Source organism: Glutamicibacter sp. 0426, from assembly GCF_001906485.1.
Taxonomy (GTDB): Bacteria; Actinomycetota; Actinomycetes; order Actinomycetales; family Micrococcaceae; genus Glutamicibacter; species Glutamicibacter nicotianae.
The window spans coordinates 191,997-210,664 of record NZ_MPBI01000002.1 but is presented as its reverse complement, the minus strand read 5'-3'; the positions used below and the strand labels follow the sequence as shown (position 1 = coordinate 210,664).

14 protein-coding genes are annotated in these 18,668 nt (G+C 64.2%); 1 reads left to right on the top strand and 13 read right to left on the bottom strand.

The genetic code is table 11. The features are described from left to right. Positions 1-67 precede the first annotated feature (67 nt). Positions 68-766, bottom strand: a complete 699-nt coding sequence (locus tag BKX98_RS06485; RefSeq protein ID WP_038989911.1) for a MazG nucleotide pyrophosphohydrolase domain-containing protein — start codon at positions 764-766, stop codon at positions 68-70. Positions 767-876: 110 nt separating this feature from the next. Here BKX98_RS06485 and BKX98_RS06480 point away from each other — a divergent pair, with 110 nt between their 5' ends. Next, the gene (locus tag BKX98_RS06480) at positions 877-2,367 is read left to right on the top strand and encodes an aldehyde dehydrogenase family protein (protein WP_073706603.1); all 1,491 of its coding nucleotides are present in this window, start codon (positions 877-879) and stop codon (positions 2,365-2,367) included. A 76-nt stretch (positions 2,368-2,443) separates the two neighbouring features. Here the strand turns inward: BKX98_RS06480 and BKX98_RS06475 are convergent, their stop codons facing one another. The 12 genes from BKX98_RS06475 to betT all read right to left on the bottom strand — a co-directional run bounded on the left by BKX98_RS06475 (position 2,444) and on the right by betT (position 18,647). After that, the gene (locus BKX98_RS06475; protein WP_121866309.1) at positions 2,444-3,628 is read right to left on the bottom strand and encodes an adenosine deaminase; all 1,185 of its coding nucleotides are present in this window, start codon (positions 3,626-3,628) and stop codon (positions 2,444-2,446) included. 103 nt (positions 3,629-3,731) lie between these two features. Then, a complete protein-coding gene (locus BKX98_RS06470; protein WP_038989915.1) occupies positions 3,732-4,406 on the bottom strand; it encodes a DedA family protein in 675 nt (224 codons plus the stop codon). A gap of 279 nt (positions 4,407-4,685) precedes the next feature. Further along, positions 4,686-5,999: a thymidine phosphorylase gene (locus tag BKX98_RS06465; protein WP_073706601.1), complete on the bottom strand. Its 1,314-nt coding sequence runs from the start codon at positions 5,997-5,999 to the stop codon at positions 4,686-4,688. Positions 6,000-6,042: 43 nt separating this feature from the next. Beyond that, positions 6,043-6,453, bottom strand: a complete 411-nt coding sequence (locus BKX98_RS06460) for a cytidine deaminase (RefSeq protein WP_038989917.1) — start codon at positions 6,451-6,453, stop codon at positions 6,043-6,045. A gap of 9 nt (positions 6,454-6,462) precedes the next feature. Continuing rightward, positions 6,463-7,734: an ABC transporter permease gene (locus tag BKX98_RS06455; RefSeq protein ID WP_073706600.1), complete on the bottom strand. Its 1,272-nt coding sequence runs from the start codon at positions 7,732-7,734 to the stop codon at positions 6,463-6,465. After that, positions 7,731-8,936: an ABC transporter permease gene (locus BKX98_RS06450; RefSeq protein WP_073706599.1), complete on the bottom strand. Its 1,206-nt coding sequence runs from the start codon at positions 8,934-8,936 to the stop codon at positions 7,731-7,733. The genes BKX98_RS06455 and BKX98_RS06450 overlap by 4 nt, the downstream gene beginning before the upstream one ends. Further along, positions 8,933-10,531, bottom strand: a complete 1,599-nt coding sequence (locus BKX98_RS06445) for an ABC transporter ATP-binding protein (RefSeq protein WP_073706598.1) — start codon at positions 10,529-10,531, stop codon at positions 8,933-8,935. Before BKX98_RS06445 ends, BKX98_RS06450 begins: the two co-directional genes overlap by 4 nt. 141 nt (positions 10,532-10,672) lie before the next feature. Further along, positions 10,673-11,761, bottom strand: coding sequence for a BMP family protein (locus BKX98_RS06440; RefSeq protein ID WP_066139875.1), 1,089 nt, complete (start codon positions 11,759-11,761; stop codon positions 10,673-10,675). Between the two features lie 287 nt (positions 11,762-12,048). Beyond that, positions 12,049-13,245 carry an amidohydrolase gene (locus BKX98_RS06435; protein ID WP_073706597.1) on the bottom strand — a complete coding sequence of 399 codons (1,197 nt, stop codon included), beginning with the start codon at positions 13,243-13,245 and terminating at the stop codon, positions 12,049-12,051. 145 nt (positions 13,246-13,390) lie between these two features. Continuing rightward, the gene (locus BKX98_RS06430) at positions 13,391-14,956 is read right to left on the bottom strand and encodes a GMC family oxidoreductase (RefSeq protein ID WP_073706596.1); all 1,566 of its coding nucleotides are present in this window, start codon (positions 14,954-14,956) and stop codon (positions 13,391-13,393) included. Between the two features lie 23 nt (positions 14,957-14,979). Beyond that, entirely contained in the window at positions 14,980-16,506 is a 1,527-nt protein-coding gene (locus BKX98_RS06425) for an aldehyde dehydrogenase family protein (protein WP_052253533.1), read from the bottom strand. Beyond that, on the bottom strand, positions 16,503-18,647 hold the full coding sequence (betT, locus tag BKX98_RS06420; RefSeq protein ID WP_073706595.1) for a choline BCCT transporter BetT: 2,145 nt from the start codon (positions 18,645-18,647) through the stop codon (positions 16,503-16,505). Before betT ends, BKX98_RS06425 begins: the two co-directional genes overlap by 4 nt. Between the last annotated feature and the right edge of the window lie 21 nt (positions 18,648-18,668).

Sequence of the window (18,668 nt, the reverse complement as noted above, 5' to 3'; positions counted from 1 at the left end):
GGTGGTCTTGGGGCAGGCCAACCAGCGGTCGCTGATTAGACCGTCGGCGCCATTGCCTGTCTCTAGCCTAGCGCTTCGATGGTGATTTACGCGATGTTATGTCATCCAGTTCCGCGCCGTATTGCTGGTTCAGGGCCGAGCGCAGCACCGACTCTGCGTCCAGGCCCAGCTCCTCGGCCCGCGCTGACAGGGCCATCAGTTCATTGGCCAAGGACTGCTCATCGGTGATCCGCTGGCGAACCTGCTCGGTGGCAAGCCCGCCAGCAGGCTGCGCCGACCCGGCCCTGGCATGGCGATCAAGCAATTTCTGCGCGAGCGCCAGGGAAGGCAGCCCGGCGGGCAGTCCCGCGTTCTTCCGCTTCTTCGGCTGCCCGGCGCGCTCGGCCTGCTTCGCCGCATCCCAAACCCGGATGATTTCATCGATGTCAGTGATGATGTCTTCGCGGACCTGCCCCTGCTCGTCGAAGATATGCCGGTTGCGGCGCAGCAGCTTCGCGTTCAGGGTTTCGGCAACGTCCTCCAGGCCGAAGTGCCCGTGCTCCTCGGCGATCAGCGAGTGCAGCAGGATCTGGAAGTACAAGTCCCCCAGCTCCTCCTTGAGCAAGGCCGGGTTCTGCTCCGCGATGGCATCGAGAACCTCATAGCTTTCCTCGATCAGGTAGGTGCGCAGGGACTCGTGGGTCAGCGCCTTGGTCCACGCGCATCTGCTGCGCAGGGTCCGGACGGTGGCGGCGAGCTGTTCGAGTTGCGTTCTGTTCTCCGGCATATGGCCATGCTATCGAAGCGGGTGTTCAGCTGGCGGCCGATTCGGTCCCATTCACTGCCTATTCGGGCTAGCATGGCCGTAGTTCATCCCGACGACGCGAAGGATTGCCAATGACCATCCAAGATACCGCCCGGCTCGAATTCCTGGAGCAGGTTCCAGCCAAGCTCTTCATCGGCGGCCGGTGGGTTGAAGGGCGCTCCGAACACGTGTTGCGCACGGCCAACCCGTTCGATGACTCGCTGCTGGCCGAGATCCGCCAGGCCTCGACCGACGACGTCGACGCCGCCTACCAGGCCGCCGAGCAGGCCCAGGCCGGCTGGGCGGCGCTCTCCCCCGGCAAGCGTTCCAAGATCATGGGCCAGGCCGCAGACTACCTGCAAGCGAACTTCAAGGACATCCTGGCGCTGCTGATCGCCGAATCCGGTTCCACCCATCTGAAGGCGAACATCGAATTGGGCGGCACCATCGCCGCCATCCGCGAAGCCGCCACCTTCCCCACCCGGGTGCACGGCAAGATCCTTCCCTCCAATGCCGAAGGCAAGGAGAACCGGGTCTACCGCGAACCGGTCGGCGTGGTGGGCATCATCAGCCCGTGGAACTTCCCGATGCTGCTCTCCGCCCGATCCGTGGCTCCCGCCCTGGCACTGGGCAACGCGGTAGTGCTCAAGCCCGCCTCGGACACCCCATTGGTTGGCGCCCTGGTCCTGGCCAAAGCGTTCTCCGAGGCAGGCCTGCCCGAGGGCGTACTGAACGCGGTGGTCGGTTCCGGTTCGGAAATCGGCGACTACTTCGTGGCGCACAAGACCCCGTCGCTGGTGTCCTTCACCGGATCGACCCCGGTAGGCAAAAACGTCGGCAAGATCGCGGTCAGCGGCGAGCACATGAAGCGCGTGGCGCTGGAACTTGGCGGCAACGCGCCCTTCGTGGTGCTGGAAGATGCCGACCTCGATGAAGCGGCCAAGGCCGCGACCCTGGGCAAGTTCCTGCACCAGGGGCAGATCTGCATGGCAATCAACCGCATCATCGTCCAGGCCCCGGTCTACGAGGCGTTCATCGAGAAATTCATCGAGCAGGTCAACAAGCTCGGCTATGGCGATGCCGCGGATCCGGCCAACCTCGTGGGACCGATCATCAACGATGCGCAGCTTGAGTCGGTCAGCGGCAAGATCGCCACCGCCCGCGAGCAGGGTGCGCGCGAAGTCCTCGCCGGCTCGATTACTGGCCGGGTGGTCTCTCCCCACGTCTTCGCCGATGTCACCAGCGGCATGGAACTGTTCCGCGAGGAGATTTTCGGTCCGGTCGTGGGCATCGCCAAGGCCGACTCCGAAGAGCATGCGCTTCAACTGGCCAATGACACCGAATTCGGCTTGTCCTCGGCAGTCTTCACGCAGAACCTGGAGAAGGGCGTCGCCTTCGCCCGCGGCATCAAGGCCGGAATGACCCACGTCAATGACATCACGGTCAACGACGAGCCGCATGTGATGTTCGGCGGCGAGAAGAATTCGGGGCTGGGCCGCTTCAACGGCGAATGGGCCATCGAGGAGTTCACCACCGACCACTGGGTCGGGGTGCAGTCCACCAAGAAGCAGTACCCGTTCTAGGCATCCTCCCGGATGCAGCGAAGCCGCCCGTGCACTGCACGGGCGGCTTCGCTGTTTGGGAATTGAATCCCGGGAACTAGTCGGCGACGTTCTCGTATTCGTCTTCGTCGTAGTCTTCCTCGTCATCCAGCAGGTTGTCGTAGTAGTCGTTGATGTACTCGACCAGCAGCTCGCGCATTTCCAGCGGAACGAAGGCGGCCTCAGCTGCATTCAGCGTCAAATCCAGCAGGTCTTCCAGGTCGTAGTCGAAGGCTTCGACCAGCAACTCGAACTCGTCGGACAAGCTGGTGCCGGACATCAGGCGGTTATCCGGCGAGATGGTGACATTGAAGCCGGTCTGGACCAGCAGGTCGATTGGGTGGTTCTCGATGCCTTCGCCGAACTTGGCGGTGGCGCCGGTCTGCAGGTTCGAAGACGGGCAGACTTCCAGCGGGATGCCGCGTTCGCGAACCCAGTTCGCGACCGGGCCCAGGGAGACCAGGCCGGTATCGTCGCTGAGTTCTTCGCCGTTCTCGTCGATCGCGCCGAACTCGATCTCAATGTCCTCGGCAACGCGGACGCCGTGGCCCAGGCGCTGGGCGCGGCCCACCAGGATGGCTTCCTTGATGGAGTCCAGCCCGGCTGCTTCGCCGGCGTGCACGGTGGTCGGGAAGAGGTTCTCGGCCAGCAGGTCGAAGGCTTCCTTCATTGCCGATGGCGGGAACCCGTCTTCGGCGCCGGCGATATCGAAACCGACCACGCCGCGGCCACGGTGGCGCAGGGCCAGCTTGGCGATTTCCACGCCCTGGTCGCCATGGCGCATGGCGACCAGGATCTGGCCGATCTGCATTGGGTGGCCTTCGGCGTTGAGCTGCTCGCAGGCCTGGTCCAGGCCTTCCTGGATCGCGTCGACGACGTCGTCCAGGCTCAGGCCCTCGCGGCGGTGCTGTTCCGGGGCGTAGCGGACTTCGCCGTAGATGACGCCGTCCTCGGCGAGGTCCTCGACGAATTCACGGGCTACGCGGATCAGCGCATCGCGGGTCTGCATGACCGCGACGGTGTGCTCGAAGGTTTCCAGGTAGCGTGGCAACGAGCCGGAATCGGCTGATTCACGGAACCATTCGCCCAATGCTTCGGCTTCGGTCTCTGGCAGCTCGTGTCCAATCTCGGCGGCCAGCTCGATGATCGTCTGAGGGCGCAGGCCACCGTCGAGGTGGTCGTGGAGCGAAACTTTAGGCAGATCCCGGAAGTCGAACTCGGGATCGTAGTCAGTATGAATCATTTCTTCAGTCACACCACTGAGCCTAGTCGCATTTTCGCTGAACTGACAGCTCCTGCGGGTAAAGATCTGCAAGCCGCAATGTGACCCTGGTCAATACTGCAGGTTAACCCTCGTCACCGGTTGGCGGCACGGTCTCGCGGACCCGTTCTTCCGCGTGTTCTTCGCGCTTCTCGGCACGGCGATGCAGGCGCCCCAGCACCCAGCTGACGATCCGGTCGATGACGAAGCCGAGCACCACGGCAATGACAATCGAGACGATGATTCCCAGCAGCTTGTTGTCGTGCATCCAGTTGCCGGCCAGTGCGCCGATGCTGATGGAATAGGTGGCCCAGGTCAGCACACCGATGGTGTCGAAGAGGGTGAAGCGCTTGTGGCTGAACCCGGTGGCGCCGGCGGTCAGGTTGACGGCCACACGGCCAATGGGGATGTACCGGGCGGTGAAAATCAGCAGTGCTCCGGAGGTTTCAAGTTTTTTCTCGGCATAGGCCAGCACCCGCTGCGCGCGTTGCCCGCGCATCCATTTGAACCCCCGGGATCCGATTTTCCGCCCGATGGCGTAGGTGATCTGGTCGCCGATCAAGGCACCGCCGGCACCCAGCAGGCCGATCAGCACGAGGTTGGGAACGCCGGTGTGGACGCCGACCGCGGCCAATGAAACCAAAAATGATTCGCTCGGCACGATTGGGAAAATCGCATCGATCATGCAGAACAGAAACAATAACGGCAGGATCCACCATGCGCTGGCTGCCTGCGCAATTGCTTCATTGACTAATTCCATGCGTGCTTACATCTACTTTCCCAATGCGCTCAATGCGCTGAATTTCTATCCATTTTCGCTCGAGAACTCACCCGTCCGCATCCTGCTTAAGTGGCGTTGTGGACAATTCCCACCCGCTACCTAGGTAGGAGATAACTTGTCCAACGTTTGACTACTCCGTTTTGGTTCCCGGGAAATCTCTGGGAACTTCCATGGGGCATCTCCCGCTGCGCAAGCAACGAAAGAGCCGGGAAACACTGCACAGTGTTTCCCGGCTCCTTGCCATGGATTCTTGTCCGCCTACTTGGCCGCGATGCGATCCAGGATCAGACGAGTGTCCGGACGGTCATCGGCCGAACCGATCATGATGGCCCGCTGGACCAGCTCGATGGCACGCTCCATTTTTTCCGGGGTGTCGGTCAGCAAAGTGGCAATCGGCTCGCCGCGGCGGACCAGGGCACCCGGCTTCACGTGCATGCGCACGCCTGCGCCGGCCTGGACGCTGTCTTCCTTGCGGGCACGTCCCGCACCGAGGGTCCATGCGGCCAAGCCGATGTCCATCGCATCGAGCTTGAGCAGCACGCCCTCGGCCTCAGCCACCACGGTGTGCGACTCCTTGGCTACCGGCAGCTTGGCATCCGGGTCGCCTCCCTGAGCGGCGATCATCCTGCGCCACACATCCATGGCCTTGCCATTTTGCAGCGCGCCGGCGACATCCACGTCCTTGATGCCGACACCGGCCAGCATCTCGGTGGCCAGGGCCACGGTCAGCTCCACGACATCGCTGGGTCCGCCGCCGGCCAGGACCTCGACGGATTCCTCCACCTCGATGGCGTTGCCTGCGGTCAGGCCCAGCGGGGTTTCCATGTTGGTCAGCAGGGCCACGGTGTTCACCGACGCATCGGTGCCAAGGTTCACCATGGTTTCTGCCAACTCGCGGGCCATGACCTCGTCCTTCATGAACGCGCCGGAACCGACCTTCACATCCAGCACCAGGGTGCCGGTGCCTTCGGCGATCTTCTTGCTCATGATCGAGGAGGCGATCAGCGGGATGGCTTCCACGGTGGCGGTGACGTCGCGCAGGGCGTAGAGCTTCTTGTCCGCCGGAGCCAGCCCGGTGCCGGCGGCGCAGATGACCGCGCCGACGTTGGACAGCTGGGAGAACAGCTCGTCGTTGGACAGATCCGCCTTCCAGCCGGGGATGGCTTCGAGCTTGTCCAGCGTGCCGCCGGTGTGGCCCAGCCCGCGTCCGGAAAGCTGCGGGACGGCCACGCCGAAGCTGGCGACCAGCGGAGCCAGCGGCAAGGTGATCTTGTCCCCCACCCCGCCGGTGGAGTGCTTGTCGGTGGTGGCCAGCTTCTTGCCCGACGGGTCGGTGAGGGCGGAGAAGTCCATGCGTTCGCCGGAATTGATCATCGCGGCGGTCCAGCGTGAGATCTCGTTGCGGTTCATGCCCTGGAAGTAGATGGCCATGTTCAGCGCGGACATCTGCTCTTCGGCGATGACCCCGAGGGTGTAGGCATCGATGGTCCAGTCGATCATCTCGTTGCTCAGTTCGCCGCCATCGCGCTTTGCGCGGATGACTTCGACGGCACTGAATTGCTCGGCAGCCATGTAAGGCACCTTCCGTTCTGCTGTTGGCCGGTGTGCTCCGGCGCTAGGCGTTGAGGTTGTTCGGCCCGAACGCGTCAGGCAAGAGGTCGTCGATGCCGAGAATTCCGCGGGCGGTCTTGATCTTCATATCCGCCCCGCGGTGCTCGAAGAGCAGCTGGCGGCAGCGGCCGCACGGGGTGATCAGCTCCAGCTCGCCGTCGCGCAGCTGGCCGAAGCACAGGAAGTATTCAAGGGTGCCCCCGCCGGTGGCGAAGAGCTGGCCCACCATGGCGCATTCGGCACACAGGGTGACCCCGTAGGCGGCATTCTCGATATTGCATCCGGAAACCAGGCGGCCGTCGCTGGCCAGGGCCGCGGCGCCCACCCGGAATTCCGAGTAGGGCGCGTAGGCCTGGGACAGCGCGGCCGCGGCCGCTGCTTCGAGCTGCGGCCACGGCGCGTTGTTGCTATCCATGGGTAATCGCTATTCCTTCACATACGGTTCGCCGGCGGCGGCAGGTCCGCGGGAGCGGCCCACCAGGCCGGCCACCGCGAAGATGGTAACCAGGTACGGCAGCATGGCCATGAACTGGCTCGGTACCGGGGTGCCGATGATGGTCAGGATGACCTGCAGGTTGTCGGCGAAGCCGAAGAGCAGGGCGGCCAGGAAGGCGCCGATCGGGTTCCACCGGCCGAAGATCACTGCGGCCAGGGCGATGAAGCCGCGTCCGCCGGAGATTTCCTTCGTGAAGGAGTCGATCGCCACCAGGGTGAAGAAGGAACCGCCGATGCCCGCCACGATGCCGCCGAGGGTGACGTTCCAGAAGCGGATCGAGTTGACCTTGATGCCCAGGGTGTCGGCGGCCTTCGGGTGCTCGCCTACGGCGCGCACGCGCAGGCCCCACTTGGTCTTGAACAGGCCGAACCAGACCAGGAACACTGCCAGGTACATCAGGTAGCCGATGACCGACTGCTTGAACAGGATCGGTCCGATGACCGGGATGGCCGAAAGCAGCGGGATCTCGATGACCGGCAGGTGCACCGGCGAGTTGAACAGCTCCGGGTCTTCCTGCATCACGGTGGTGAACAGGAAGCCGGTGATGCCGGAGACCAGCACGTTGAGCACCACGCCGACGATGATCTGGTTGACCACGTACTTGATGGAGAACAGTGCCAGCACCAGGGACACCACGGCGCCGGCCAGGCCGGCGGCGATCAGGCCCGCGAAGGCGTTCTGCGTCACCGAGGCGACGATGGCCGCGGTGAATGCGCCGCCCAGCAGCTGGCCCTCGATGGCGATGTTGACCACGCCGGCGCGTTCGGAGAGCACGCCGGACAGGGAGCCGAAGACCAGCGGCACGGCCAGCACCACGCCGCCGGCCAGCAGGCTGGCCAGCGAGATGCTGTTGATGTTGGCGCCGGAGACCACCCAGACCAGGAAGCCGAGCACGAAGAGGATGGCCGCGACGGCGATCATCCAGGTGGCCAGCGCCTTGCCCTGCTTGCGCTGCATCCACGAGTAGGCGGCGATGGCCAGCAGCAGCACGCCGAACACGATGTTGGTGATCCGGCCCGGGAAGACCAGTTCCGGCAGCTCGAAGGCGTCGCCGGCGCTGTTCAGCGTGAAGTGCGCTGCCTGGTCGTTGCCCAGCAGGCCGAAGCTGAAGAAGGTGATCACGGCGATCACCGTCAGGATGATCGGGGTCTTCTTGCTCGGCAAGACGTTGATTGCTGGTTGCAAGGTGGTTGCGGTCACTTGGCACCTGCCTTAGTAGGTTCGAGCTTGGAGCTGCGCTTCTTCTTGCGGTTCATTCCGAAGATGGCCTTCACCAGCGGAGGTGCGGCGATGAACAGCACGATCAGCGACTGCACCACCGACACGATGTCGATCGGGGTGCCGGTGGTGATCTGCATGTTCACCGCACCGGCCTGGAATGCGCCGAAGAGCAGGCCGGCGAAGAAGGTGCCCCATGGGGTGGAGCGGCCCAGCAGGGCCACGGTGATCGCGTCGAAGCCCAGCGAGCCGGCAATGCCGCCGGTGAGCACCTTTTCGGTGCCCGCCACCTGGGCCACGCCGGCGGCGCCGGCCAGGGCGCCGGCCAGCGCCATCGCGATGATGGTGGTGCGCGCGACGTTGATGCCGGCGGTCTGCGCGGCCTCGGGGTTATGCCCCACGGCACGGAATTCGAAGCCCACGGTGGAGCGCTTGAACATCCAGGCCACTGCCAGCACCAGCAGCACCGCCATCACGAAGCCCAGGTGCAGGCGCGAGCCGGGAATCGCCGGGAAGATGGCCGAGCTGTCGAGGATCGGCGAGATTGGGTTCGTCTCGCCGGGGCGGCGGAAGGCCTGGGTGTTCATCAGGAAGTCGATCAGGTATACGGCCACGTAGTTGAACATGATCGTGAGGATCACTTCGTGGGCGCCGGTCTTGGCCTTGAGCAGGCCCACCAGTCCGCCCCAGATCGCGCCGCCGAGCAGGCCGAAGACGATGACCAGCAGCAGGTGCAGGCCGATCGGCAGGTGCCAGGCGAAACCGATGTAGGCGGCCAGCACCGAACCGATGATGATCTGGCCCTGCGCGCCGATGTTGAACAGGCCGGCGCGGAAAGCCACCGCCACGCCCAAACCGGCGCAGATCAGCGGGGTGGACACGGTCAGCGTCTCGAGGAACGGCTTGAAGCCCTGCGTGGAGTTGTAGATCGAGCCGTTGAACAGCGCCACATAGCTTTCGGTGGCGGCACGCCAGAATTCGCTGAAGAACGCCGAGGGCTTGGCCAGCAGGTAGCCGGCGGTTTCGCCGACCTTCTCGTCGGTGACCGCGATCAGCAGGCCGCCGATGACCAGCGCGACGATGACGCCGAGGACCGAGACCAGGCCCGGTCCCTGGGTGATCTGGCGCAGCAGGTCGTTGCCCGGCTTGCCGGAGTCGGGAACCACAGGTGCTTTCTCGCTCACTGCGCTTCTCCTTCCTGGTTGTCGTGCTCGCTGGCCGGCTGCGCTTCAACCGGCTCCTTGTCCGCCTTGGCGTATTCGGCCTGGGCGAAGGCCTCTTCCTGCGATACGCCGGCCATCATCAGGCCGAGCACCTCGCGGGAGGTGTCCCCCGGCACGATGCCGTTGATCCGGCCCTTGTAGAGCACGGCGATGCGGTCGGCCAGTTCCATGACCTCGTCCAGCTCGGTGGACACGATCATCACCGGGGTGCCCTTGTCGCGTTCGGCCACGATCCGCCGGTGCAGGAACTCGATGGATCCCACATCCACGCCGCGGGTCGGCTGCGAGGCGATGAACAGTTTCAGATCGCGGCTCAGCTCGCGGGCCATGACGACCTTCTGCTGGTTGCCGCCGGAGAGGCTGGAGGCCGGGTTCAGCGGGTTGTCGGTGCGCACGTCGAAGCCCTCGATCTGCTCCTTGGCGTTCTTCTTGATCGCCTCGAGGTTCATCGAGATGCCCTTGCCGAACGGCGGACGGTCGTAGAGGTCCAGCACCAGGTTCTCCTCGATGGAGAACTGGGTGACCAGCCCGTGCACCGAACGGTCCTCGGGAACGAAGCCCAGGCCCGAACGCAGGATCGACTTCACCGACTTGCCCACCAGCTCTTGGCCGGCCAGCTTGACCGAGCCGCCGGTCACCGGCTGGGTGCCCAGGATCGCTTCGGTCAACTCGGTCTGGCCGTTGCCCTGCACGCCGGCCACTGCAAGGATTTCGCCCTCGTGGATGGTGAAGGACACCGAGTCCAAGGTGGTGGTGCCTGCCGGGTCGACGACGCTCAGGTCGCGCACTTCCAGGGCGGCGGCGCCAGGGGTGGCGGCCGCCTTGTTCAGGTTCAGTTCCACCGCGCGGCCCACCATCAGGTTGGCCAGCTCGGTGGTGGAGGATTCCGGGGAGACCGAATCGATGACCCGGCCGCGGCGGATCACGGTGATGACATCGGAGACGGCACGCACTTCGCGCAGCTTGTGCGAGATGAAGACGATGGAGGTGCCGTTGGCCTTGAGCTGGCGCATGATGTCCAGCAGCTCGTCGGTTTCCTGCGGGGTCAGCACGGCGGTCGGCTCATCGAGGATCAGGATGCGCGCATCGCGCACCAGCGCCTTGATGATTTCCACGCGCTGCTGCACGCCCACCGGCAGGTCTTCGACGATCGCGTCGGGATCCACGTCGAAGCCGTAGCGGTCCGAGATTTCGCGGATCTTCTTGCGGGTGACCTGAAGGTCCAGCATGCCGCCAGCCTTGGTGGTCTCGGCGCCCAGCGCAATGTTCTCGGCCACGGTGAAGACCGGGACCAGCATGAAGTGCTGGTGCACCATGCCGATGCCGGCGGCCATGGCGTCGCCCGGTCCGGAGAACTCGACGGGCTTCCCGTCCAGCAAAATTTGGCCCTCGGTCGGCTGGTACAGGCCGTAGAGCACGTTCATAAGCGTGGACTTTCCAGCACCGTTTTCGCCAAGCAGACAGTGAATCTGGGCGTCGTCGACCGTCAGGTCGATATCTTTGTTGGCGTAGAAAGAACCGAAGGCTTTCGAGATTCCTCGTAGTTCGAGTTTCACGATTCCACCATCTTCATTGTTCGTTTGGCGAAGTTCTTGCTTGCAAGTTGTTTTGCCCCTTAGGCAGGCATAAAGCGCGTCACCTGCCCACCGCTGTGCTGCGGCGAGCGGTGACGCGCTCCATGGCTGATTAGCCTAGTCCTACTTGGGGCTGGAGGCCGATTCGATCTTCAGCTCACCGGAGATGATCTGCTGCTTCAGCGCCTCGATCTCCTTCTTGGTGTCCTCGCCGATCTCCTCGTCGAAGTTGTGGAACGGTGCCAGTGCAACGCCCTCGTTCTCCAGGGTGCCGACGTACGGGGTCGAGTCAAAGTTGCCCTCGGCGTCGGTGCGGATGACATCCTCGACTGCGGTGTCCATGGTCTTGACCACCGAGGTCAGCATGACGTCCTTGTAGTCGGGAGCGGTCAGGAAGCCGTCGGAGTCGACCCAGACGAGCTTGGCGTCCTTGCCGCTGTTGTTGGCCTCGACCACGGCAGCGCCAGCGCCCTTGCCCACTGGGCCGGCAACAGGCATGATCACGTCAGCGCCGGAAGCGATGAAGTTCTTGGTGATCTGCTTGCCCTTGTCCTGCTTCTCGAAGTCGCCGGAGAAGGTGCCGTCCTGCTTGTCCTTGTTCCAGCCCAGCAGCTTGACGTCCTTGCCCTTGTCCTCGTTGTACTTGTCAACGCCGTCGGCGAAGCCGTCCATGAAGATGGTCACGGTAGGGATCTTGATGCCGCCGAAGGTGGCAACGGTGCCGGTCTTCGAGGCGGCAGCTGCGGCGTAGCCTGCCAGGTAGGCAGCCTGGGCCGTGTCGTAGATGATCGGCTTGACGTTCTCGATCGGCTTGTCGTACTGGAAGTCGACGATCGCGAAGTGCTTGTCCGGGTTGGCAGCGGCGGCCTCGGCGGTGGCATCGCCCAGCAGGAAGCCGATGGTGACGGTCAAGTCGCAGCCTGCGTTGACCATGCCGTTGAGGTTGGTCGCGAAGTCCGCGTTGGACTTGGATTCCGCGTCCTTGGTCTGGATACCCAGGTCCTTCTCGGCGTTCTTCAGGCCGCGGAAGGAAGATTCGTTGAAGGACTGGTCGTCGAATCCGCCGGAGTCGGACACAATGCAGCCGACGTAGTCCGGGTACTGGCCAGCCGAGCTGCTCTCTTCCGGTGCAGCGCCGCAGGCGCTCAAAGCTAATGCCGAGATGCCGAGCATGGCTGCCGCCACACCGGTCTTGCGCGATACGAAGCGCATCTGTTCCTCCAAAGAATCTTGCGAGATAATGCGGGAGGCAAGACACCTGACCCTCGTGCAAGGCTCCATTGCCTAGGCCTTACGCGAGCACACCAAAAGTCCTAGCGTTCCCATCGTTTCCATAGCCTATCGGAGATACGTCACAGGTAAAGACGAGAAAGATTACAAACAGATAACTTGCAGGCCGCAAAACGGCAAGCGCTTAACGTCAATGCCCAAGTCACTGACCGAATTGTTAAAGTGTCAAAGAATTGTTAAAAATTTTTGGGTTTACTGTGGCCAACGCCCTATTTGGCGTTCGCCTCATGCACGGCCTGCAGGGCGGCAGCCACCATGATGCGCACTCCGACGCCGATGCACGATTCGTCCGGGATGTAGTCCCCGCGGTGCAGGTCGTAGGTCTTGCCGCCCGGGGTGCGGGTTCCCAGCCGCAGCATCGCGCCGGAAACCTTCTGCGTCATCCAGGCGAAGTCCTCCCCGCCCATGGATTGCGGGGTCAGCTCGATCGCGTCGGCGCCGAACTCGCGGCGCGCGGCATCCTCGATCAGCGCGGTCTGAGCCGGGGCGTTGACCACCGGCGGCACCCCGCGGGTGTGCTGCAGCTTGATCTCCACTCCGTAGGGTGCGGCGATCTGGCGCACCGCCGCATCCAGCAGCTCGCCGGCCTCGTACCAGACATCCCCATCCAGGCAGCGCATGGTGCCGGCCAGGTAGCCGGTGGCGGGAATCGCGTTGGGCACGCTGCCTGCATGGATCTGCCCCCAGACCACCGAAACCGCCGAGCGCACGTCGACCTTCCGGCCGAGCACGGCTGGCACCTGGGTGGCGATCTGGCTCATGGCGAAGACGATGTCCTCGGTCAGGTGCGGTCGCGAGGTGTGCCCGCCGCGGCCATTGACCTCGATGCGGATGGTGTCGCTGGCCGAGGTGATCGCGCCGATGCGGGTGCCGATATGCCCCGCGTCGATCCGCGGGTCGCAGTGCAGCGCGAGGATCCGAGGCACGCCGTCGAGCAGGCCCTGCCCGATCACCGACAGCGCCCCGCCTGGAAGCTTCTCCTCGGCAGGCTGGAAGATCACCCGCACGCGTCCGTCGAGCTGGCCGGCGGCATGAATCCTGCCCAGCGCCAGCGCCACGCCGAGCATCACGGTGGTGTGGATGTCGTGGCCGCAGGCGTGCGCCACGCCCTCGGTCATCGAGGCGTACTCCAGGCCGGTTTCCTCCACCACCGGCAGCGCGTCGATATCAGCGCGGAACGCAATGCGGATGGGGCCTTCGCCGATGTCCACGAAGGCGCCGGTGTCGGCCATCTTCTGCGGCGACAGGCCGGCGGCGCGCAATGCCTCAAGGATCCGCTCGGTAGTCTGGTGCTCCGCAAAAGACAGCTCCGGGTTGCGATGCAGCTCGCGGCGGAAGCCGATCAGCTGGTCGATGAGCGGCTCGGTGAAGCCGCTGACGGAAGCCAAATTGCCATTTTCATTCACGGTGGACACCTTTTGACGATACTCGGCACGGCGGCGGAAATGACAGTTTTGCGTAATGTTCACGCGCACCGCGCAACAGTCGCATGAAGCAGAACGGCGGCGGGCCCCGGCTCTCCGGTGCCCGCCGCCGCCCTGCGACAGGGCTCTAGTCCTGCTGGATCAGCTCGGCGCAACGCTCGCCGATCATCATCACCGTGATGTTCGGATTAACCGTCACCAGCTCCGGCATCACCGACGCATCAGCCACCCGCAGGCCGCTCACGCCCTTGACCCGCAGCTGCGGATCCAGCGGACTCATCGCATCATCTTCGGCGCCCATGCGCACCGAACCGGCTGGATGGTAGACGGTGTTGTGGGTGCGGCGCAGGTAGTCGAAGATCTGGTCATCGGTTTGCACATCCTTGCCCGGGAACTGCTCCTCGCCGGCCCAATCAGCCATTGGGGACTGGGCGACGATCTCGCGTGCCTTGCGGATGCCGAAAGTCATCACCCTCGCGTCATGGCCTTCAGGGTCGGTGAAGTAGCGCGGATCGACCTTCGGCTTGTCCCGGAAGTCGCAGCTGCGCAAGCGCACGGTGCCGCGCGACTTCGCATGGGTGACATTCGGGGTCAGGCAGAAGGTATTCTCCCCGGTGGGGTAGCCCTGGCGCAGGGTGTGCATGTCGAAAGGCACCTGCCCGTAGTGCATCATCAGATCCGGGCGGTCCAAGCCTTCGCGGGTCGGGGTAAAGATGCCGATCTCCCACCACTGGGTGGAGGATTCGACCATGGGCTTCTTCGCTTCCCACTGGATCACGCCCTCCGGGTGGTCCTGCAGGTGCTCGCCCACGCCCGGGGAGTCGACCAGCACCTGAACGCCGACCTCCTCCAGGTGCTCGGCCGGGCCGATACCCGAAAGCATCAGCAGCTTGGGCGAATCGATGGCGCCGGCCGAGACCACGACCTCGCGGGCCGCGTTCAGGGTCGAGGTGCGCCCGAAGGCTCCGTCCACCACGTCGACGCCAGTGCAGCGCTTGGACGCGTCGAAATTCAGCTTGCGCGCCTGCAGCCCGGTGAGCAGGAAGAAGTTCTCCCGGCCGGTAATCGGGTGGATGTAAGACACCGAGGAGGAGGAGCGTGTGCCATCTGGCAGGCGGTTGATCTGGAAGAAGTTCGCACCGTTGACCACGGTCTGGTCATTGTTGAACTTCGCGCGCGGGATGCCAGCTTGTTCGGCGGCATCCAGGATCGCCACGCCGCAAGGGTCATTGGCCGGCACATTCATCAGCTTCACCGGACCCGAATCGCCATGGTGCGGCGCCTGCGGGCCGGCATCCTCATTGGTTTCCAGCTTCTTGTACAGGCGGTAAGCCATCTGCGAGTTCCAGCCGGTGGCACCGAACTTGGACTCCCATTCGTCGATGTCCTCGCGCGGCGCCCAGAAAGCGATGCAGGAGTTGTGGCTGGAGCACCCGCCCATCACCTTGGCCCGCGCATGGCGCATGAACGAGTTGCCGTTCTCCTGCTCCTCGATCGGGTAGTCCCAGTCAAGGCCGGATTCGAGCAGTTCCATCCAGCGGTCAAGCTGCAGGACCTCATCATAGCCGCGGTCATCGGGACCGGCTTCCACCAGCGCTACCGTCACCGAGGGGTCTTCGCTCAGCCGGGAGGCTACCGCCGCGCCGGCGGAGCCGCCGCCGATAACGATGTAGTCGAAATCCTTCTTATGCATGCTCACGCTATGCCCTTTCTCGTTCAGCTTTGCTTCTGTGCGAACCAACCGGTAACCTGCGGGTTCAGATTCTGGTAGACGTGCTTGGCTTCCTGGTATTCGCCCAGGCCGGTCGGGCCCAGTTCGCGGCCCACCCCGGACTGGCCGAAGCCGCCCCATTCAGCCTGCGGCAGGTAGGGGTGGTAGTCGTTGATCCAGATGGTGCCGTGGCGCAGACGCTTGGCCACGCGCGCGGCCTTTCCAGCATCCTGCGACCAGACAGCCCCAGCCAGGCCGTAGATGGTGTCATTGGCGATGGCCACCGCCTGATCCTCGGTTGAGAAGGTCTCCACGGTGATGGTCGGGCCAAAGGCCTCGTCCTGGGCCACCGACATCGAACCGGTGACCTGGTCGATGACCGTTGGCAGGTAGAAATGGCCGGAGCCCAGGCCGGCGCCGTCCTGTTCGGTGGCCCGGCGTCCGCCGCAGCGCACCCGCGCGCCCTCGGCGATGCCGGCCTGCACATAGGCGTCCACCTTTTCCAGATGGGCTGCCGAGATCAGCGCGCCGGTCTCCGCCTTCTGGTCGAAAGGCCCGCCCAGGGTAATCTGCTGCGCGCGGCGCACCAGCTCGTCGACGAACTTCTCCGCGATCGATTCGTGGATGACCAGGCGCGCGCCGGCGGAGCAGACCTGCCCGGAGTGCACGAACGCCCCATTGAGGGCATTATCCAGCGCAGCGTCGAAGTCCGCATCGGCGAAGACCACATTCGGGTTCTTGCCGCCCAGCTCCAAGGCCACCTTCTTCACCGTGCCAGCGGCAGCGGCGGCGACCTTGCGCCCGGTGACCAGGCCACCGGTAAAGGAGACTAGATCCACGTCCTTGTGCTCCGAGAGCACCGCGCCGGCCTGCGCGCCGGCGCCGGTGACCAGGTTGGCCACGCCAGCTGGCAGCCCAAGGTCCTTGAGGACCTCCATCATCAAGATCGCGGTGGACGGGGTCAATTCGGCCGGCTTGAGCACGAAGGAGCAGCCCGCGGCCAAAGCCGGAGCGATCTTCCATGCCGCCTGCAGCAATGGGTAGTTCCACGGGGTGATCATGGCGGCCACGCCCACCGGCTCGTAGTCGATCCGCGAGATGACATTCGGGTCGTTGGCATCGACTACGCGGCCGGCTTCCTGTCCAGCCAGCTTTCCGAAGTAGCGGAAGCAGGCGATGATGTCGTCCATGTCCAGCTCGGATTCGACCAGGCGTTTGCCGGTGTCCAGGGTTTCGGCCAGCGCGAATTCGGCCTTGCGCGCCACCAGCTGCTCGGCGGCTTTCAGCAGGAAGTCCCCGCGCTGCGCGGCCGGCACGCTGGACCAGATGCCCGAATCGAACGAGCGGCGGGCAGCTTCGATGGCCTTGATCGAATCGGCTTCCCCTGCCTCGGAAACGGTGGCCACCGCTTCCCCATTGGCCGGGCAGTTGATGGTGCGGGTTTCGCCGCTGGCCGCGGGCGTGAAAGCGCCGTCGATGAACAGCGTCGCGCCATGGTGCAGGAGCGGATTCTGGTTGCTCGGAGAACTCATGCTTCCTCTTTCAGGGTTGTTTCGAAATCTGATTCCCAGTCGGTTTTGGACGCGCCGTCGGAATTGATCTGGCTGGGAGCCGCCGATTCGGTTTGCGCTTCCAGGAATTCAAGGTGGGCTTCATACTGGTCCAGCACATCGCAGATCAGCTGTTCCTTGGTGAGCCCCATCAGGTCGTAGCCGTGGCTGCCTTCCTGGGAGAAGACCTCCAGGCGGTAGTACACATCGGTGCCGGCCGAGACGCGGGCGTAGGTGGGCACCGGCAGCTGCACCGGATAGATCTGGTACTTGAAGGGCCGTTCGGCGCCGTTTTCCACCACCAGGTCCAGCGAGTTCAGCTCTAGGTTGGCCACTTGCTCGATATCCAGCGCCACCGTGGCGCCGCGGGCGGTGAATTCCTCGCTGACTTCCTGCAGGGCCGGCAATGCGACCTGCCCCAGGTAGCGCTTGGCCGAGCGGTGCCCCGGATAGGACATGGCCCGGGACAGCCGCTGCTTCCAATTGCGCTTCTCGGCACCCGATCCCATCCGGCTGGTGAGCACCTTGTGCATGTTGTTGCGGTAGCGATCGGCCAGCGCCGATTCCATGCGCAGGGATTTGAACAGCCCCAGCATGATCAGCAGCAGCACGAAGGAGAAGGGCAGACCCATGACGACCGTGGCGCCCTGCAGGGTGGAGATCCCATCGACGAAGAGCATGCCCAAGGTCAGCAAGCCGGTGGCCAGCGACCAGAACAATCGCACCGGCTTGGAGCCGTCGGACTGCGGATCCTTCAGGTGCGAGGTGAAGTTGGCCATCACCAGGGCACCGGAGTCGGCGCTGGTCACGTAGAACAGCAATCCGGTGAAAGTGGCGATCGCCGCGGTGATCGGTGCGCCGGGCATCTGGTCCAGCAGCGAGTAGAAGGCCCGTTCCGGGGTGTTCATCGCGACCTCGCCAAAGGCTTGATTGCCCGAGCGGACGATCGCCAACGCGCTGTTGCCGAAGATCGAGATCCACAGCAGGATGAAAGCGAAAGGCACCACCAGCACGCCGGTGACAAACTGGCGGATGGTGCGACCACGGGAAATGCGGGCCAGGAACAAGCCGACAAACGGCGCCCAGGCGATCCACCAGGCCCAGAAGAACAGTGTCCAGCCGTTGAGCCACTCATCGGGGCGGTCGTAGGCGAAGGTGTCCAGCGCCATCGAAGGGAACATCGACAGGCTGTCGCCGATGTTGTTCACAATGCCGTCGAACAGGTAGGCGGTGGAGCCGGCAATCAGCACGAAGAGCATCAGCGCAACGCACAGCAGCACGTTGAGCTCGGAGAGCCGGCGGATGCCCTTTTCCACACCGGTGAGCACCGAGATGGTCGCCATCACCACGGCGGCGACGATCAGGATGATCTGCCAGGAGCGGTTTTCGGGAATGCCGAACATATAGTTCAGCCCGTAGTTCAGTTGCGCGACGCCGATGCCCAGCGAGGTGGCGATGCCGAAGATCGTGCCGAGCATCGCGGCGATGTCCACGCTGTGCCCCACCCAGCCTTCGGTGCGCTTGCCCAGGATCGGGTAGAGCGCCGAGCGGATGGACAGCGGCAGGTTGTGGCGGTAGGCGAAGTAGCCCAGGGCCAGTCCCACCAGCGCATACAGGCCCCAGCCGAGCAGGCCGTAGTGGAACAGCGTCCAGACCAGCGCCTGGCGGGCCGCCTCGACGGTGGATCCCTCCATGGCCGGCGGAGCCAGGTATTGGGTGACCGGCTCGGCCACCGAGAAGAACATCAGGTCAATGCCGATGCCGGCGGCGAAGAGCATTGCCGCCCAGGTGAAGATGTTGAAGGACGGGCGCGAATGATCCGGGCCCAGCCGGGTTTTGCCCACCTTCGAGATCGCGACGCCGATCACGAAGACGAGCACCGCGACGACCACCAGGGTGTAGTACCAGCCGAAGTTCCGGCCAATCCAGGTTACGGCGGCGCTGATGGCCAGGTTAGCGGAATCGCGGTCGATAATGGCCCACAGGGCGATGGCCAGCACCAGCAGCGCAGAGCCGTAGAAGACTGCCTTGTTGATCCGGGTCTTGCCCGGCGGCGGCAGCGAGCCCGGCGGCGCGGGCTTTGCGGATTCGGACGGTTCGGAACTGATCTTGGCCGTAGTCATGGCTACCAACCTATCAATGCC

Excerpts from the sequence above, each read along its gene's own strand:
- BKX98_RS06485 (WP_038989911.1), bottom strand. The coding sequence starts at position 766 with ATGCCGGAGAACAGAACGCAACTCGAACAGCTCGCCGCCACCGTCCGG.
- BKX98_RS06480 (WP_073706603.1), top strand. The coding sequence starts at position 877 with ATGACCATCCAAGATACCGCCCGGCTCGAATTCCTGGAGCAGGTTCCA.
- BKX98_RS06475 (WP_121866309.1), bottom strand. The coding sequence starts at position 3,628 with ATGATTCATACTGACTACGATCCCGAGTTCGACTTCCGGGATCTGCCT.
- BKX98_RS06470 (WP_038989915.1), bottom strand. The coding sequence starts at position 4,406 with ATGGAATTAGTCAATGAAGCAATTGCGCAGGCAGCCAGCGCATGGTGG.
- BKX98_RS06465 (WP_073706601.1), bottom strand. The coding sequence starts at position 5,999 with ATGGCTGCCGAGCAATTCAGTGCCGTCGAAGTCATCCGCGCAAAGCGC.
- BKX98_RS06460 (WP_038989917.1), bottom strand. The coding sequence starts at position 6,453 with ATGGATAGCAACAACGCGCCGTGGCCGCAGCTCGAAGCAGCGGCCGCG.
- BKX98_RS06440 (WP_066139875.1), bottom strand. The coding sequence starts at position 11,761 with ATGCGCTTCGTATCGCGCAAGACCGGTGTGGCGGCAGCCATGCTCGGC.
- BKX98_RS06430 (WP_073706596.1), bottom strand. The coding sequence starts at position 14,956 with ATGCATAAGAAGGATTTCGACTACATCGTTATCGGCGGCGGCTCCGCC.
- BKX98_RS06425 (WP_052253533.1), bottom strand. The coding sequence starts at position 16,506 with ATGAGTTCTCCGAGCAACCAGAATCCGCTCCTGCACCATGGCGCGACG.
- betT (WP_073706595.1), bottom strand. The coding sequence starts at position 18,647 with ATGACTACGGCCAAGATCAGTTCCGAACCGTCCGAATCCGCAAAGCCC.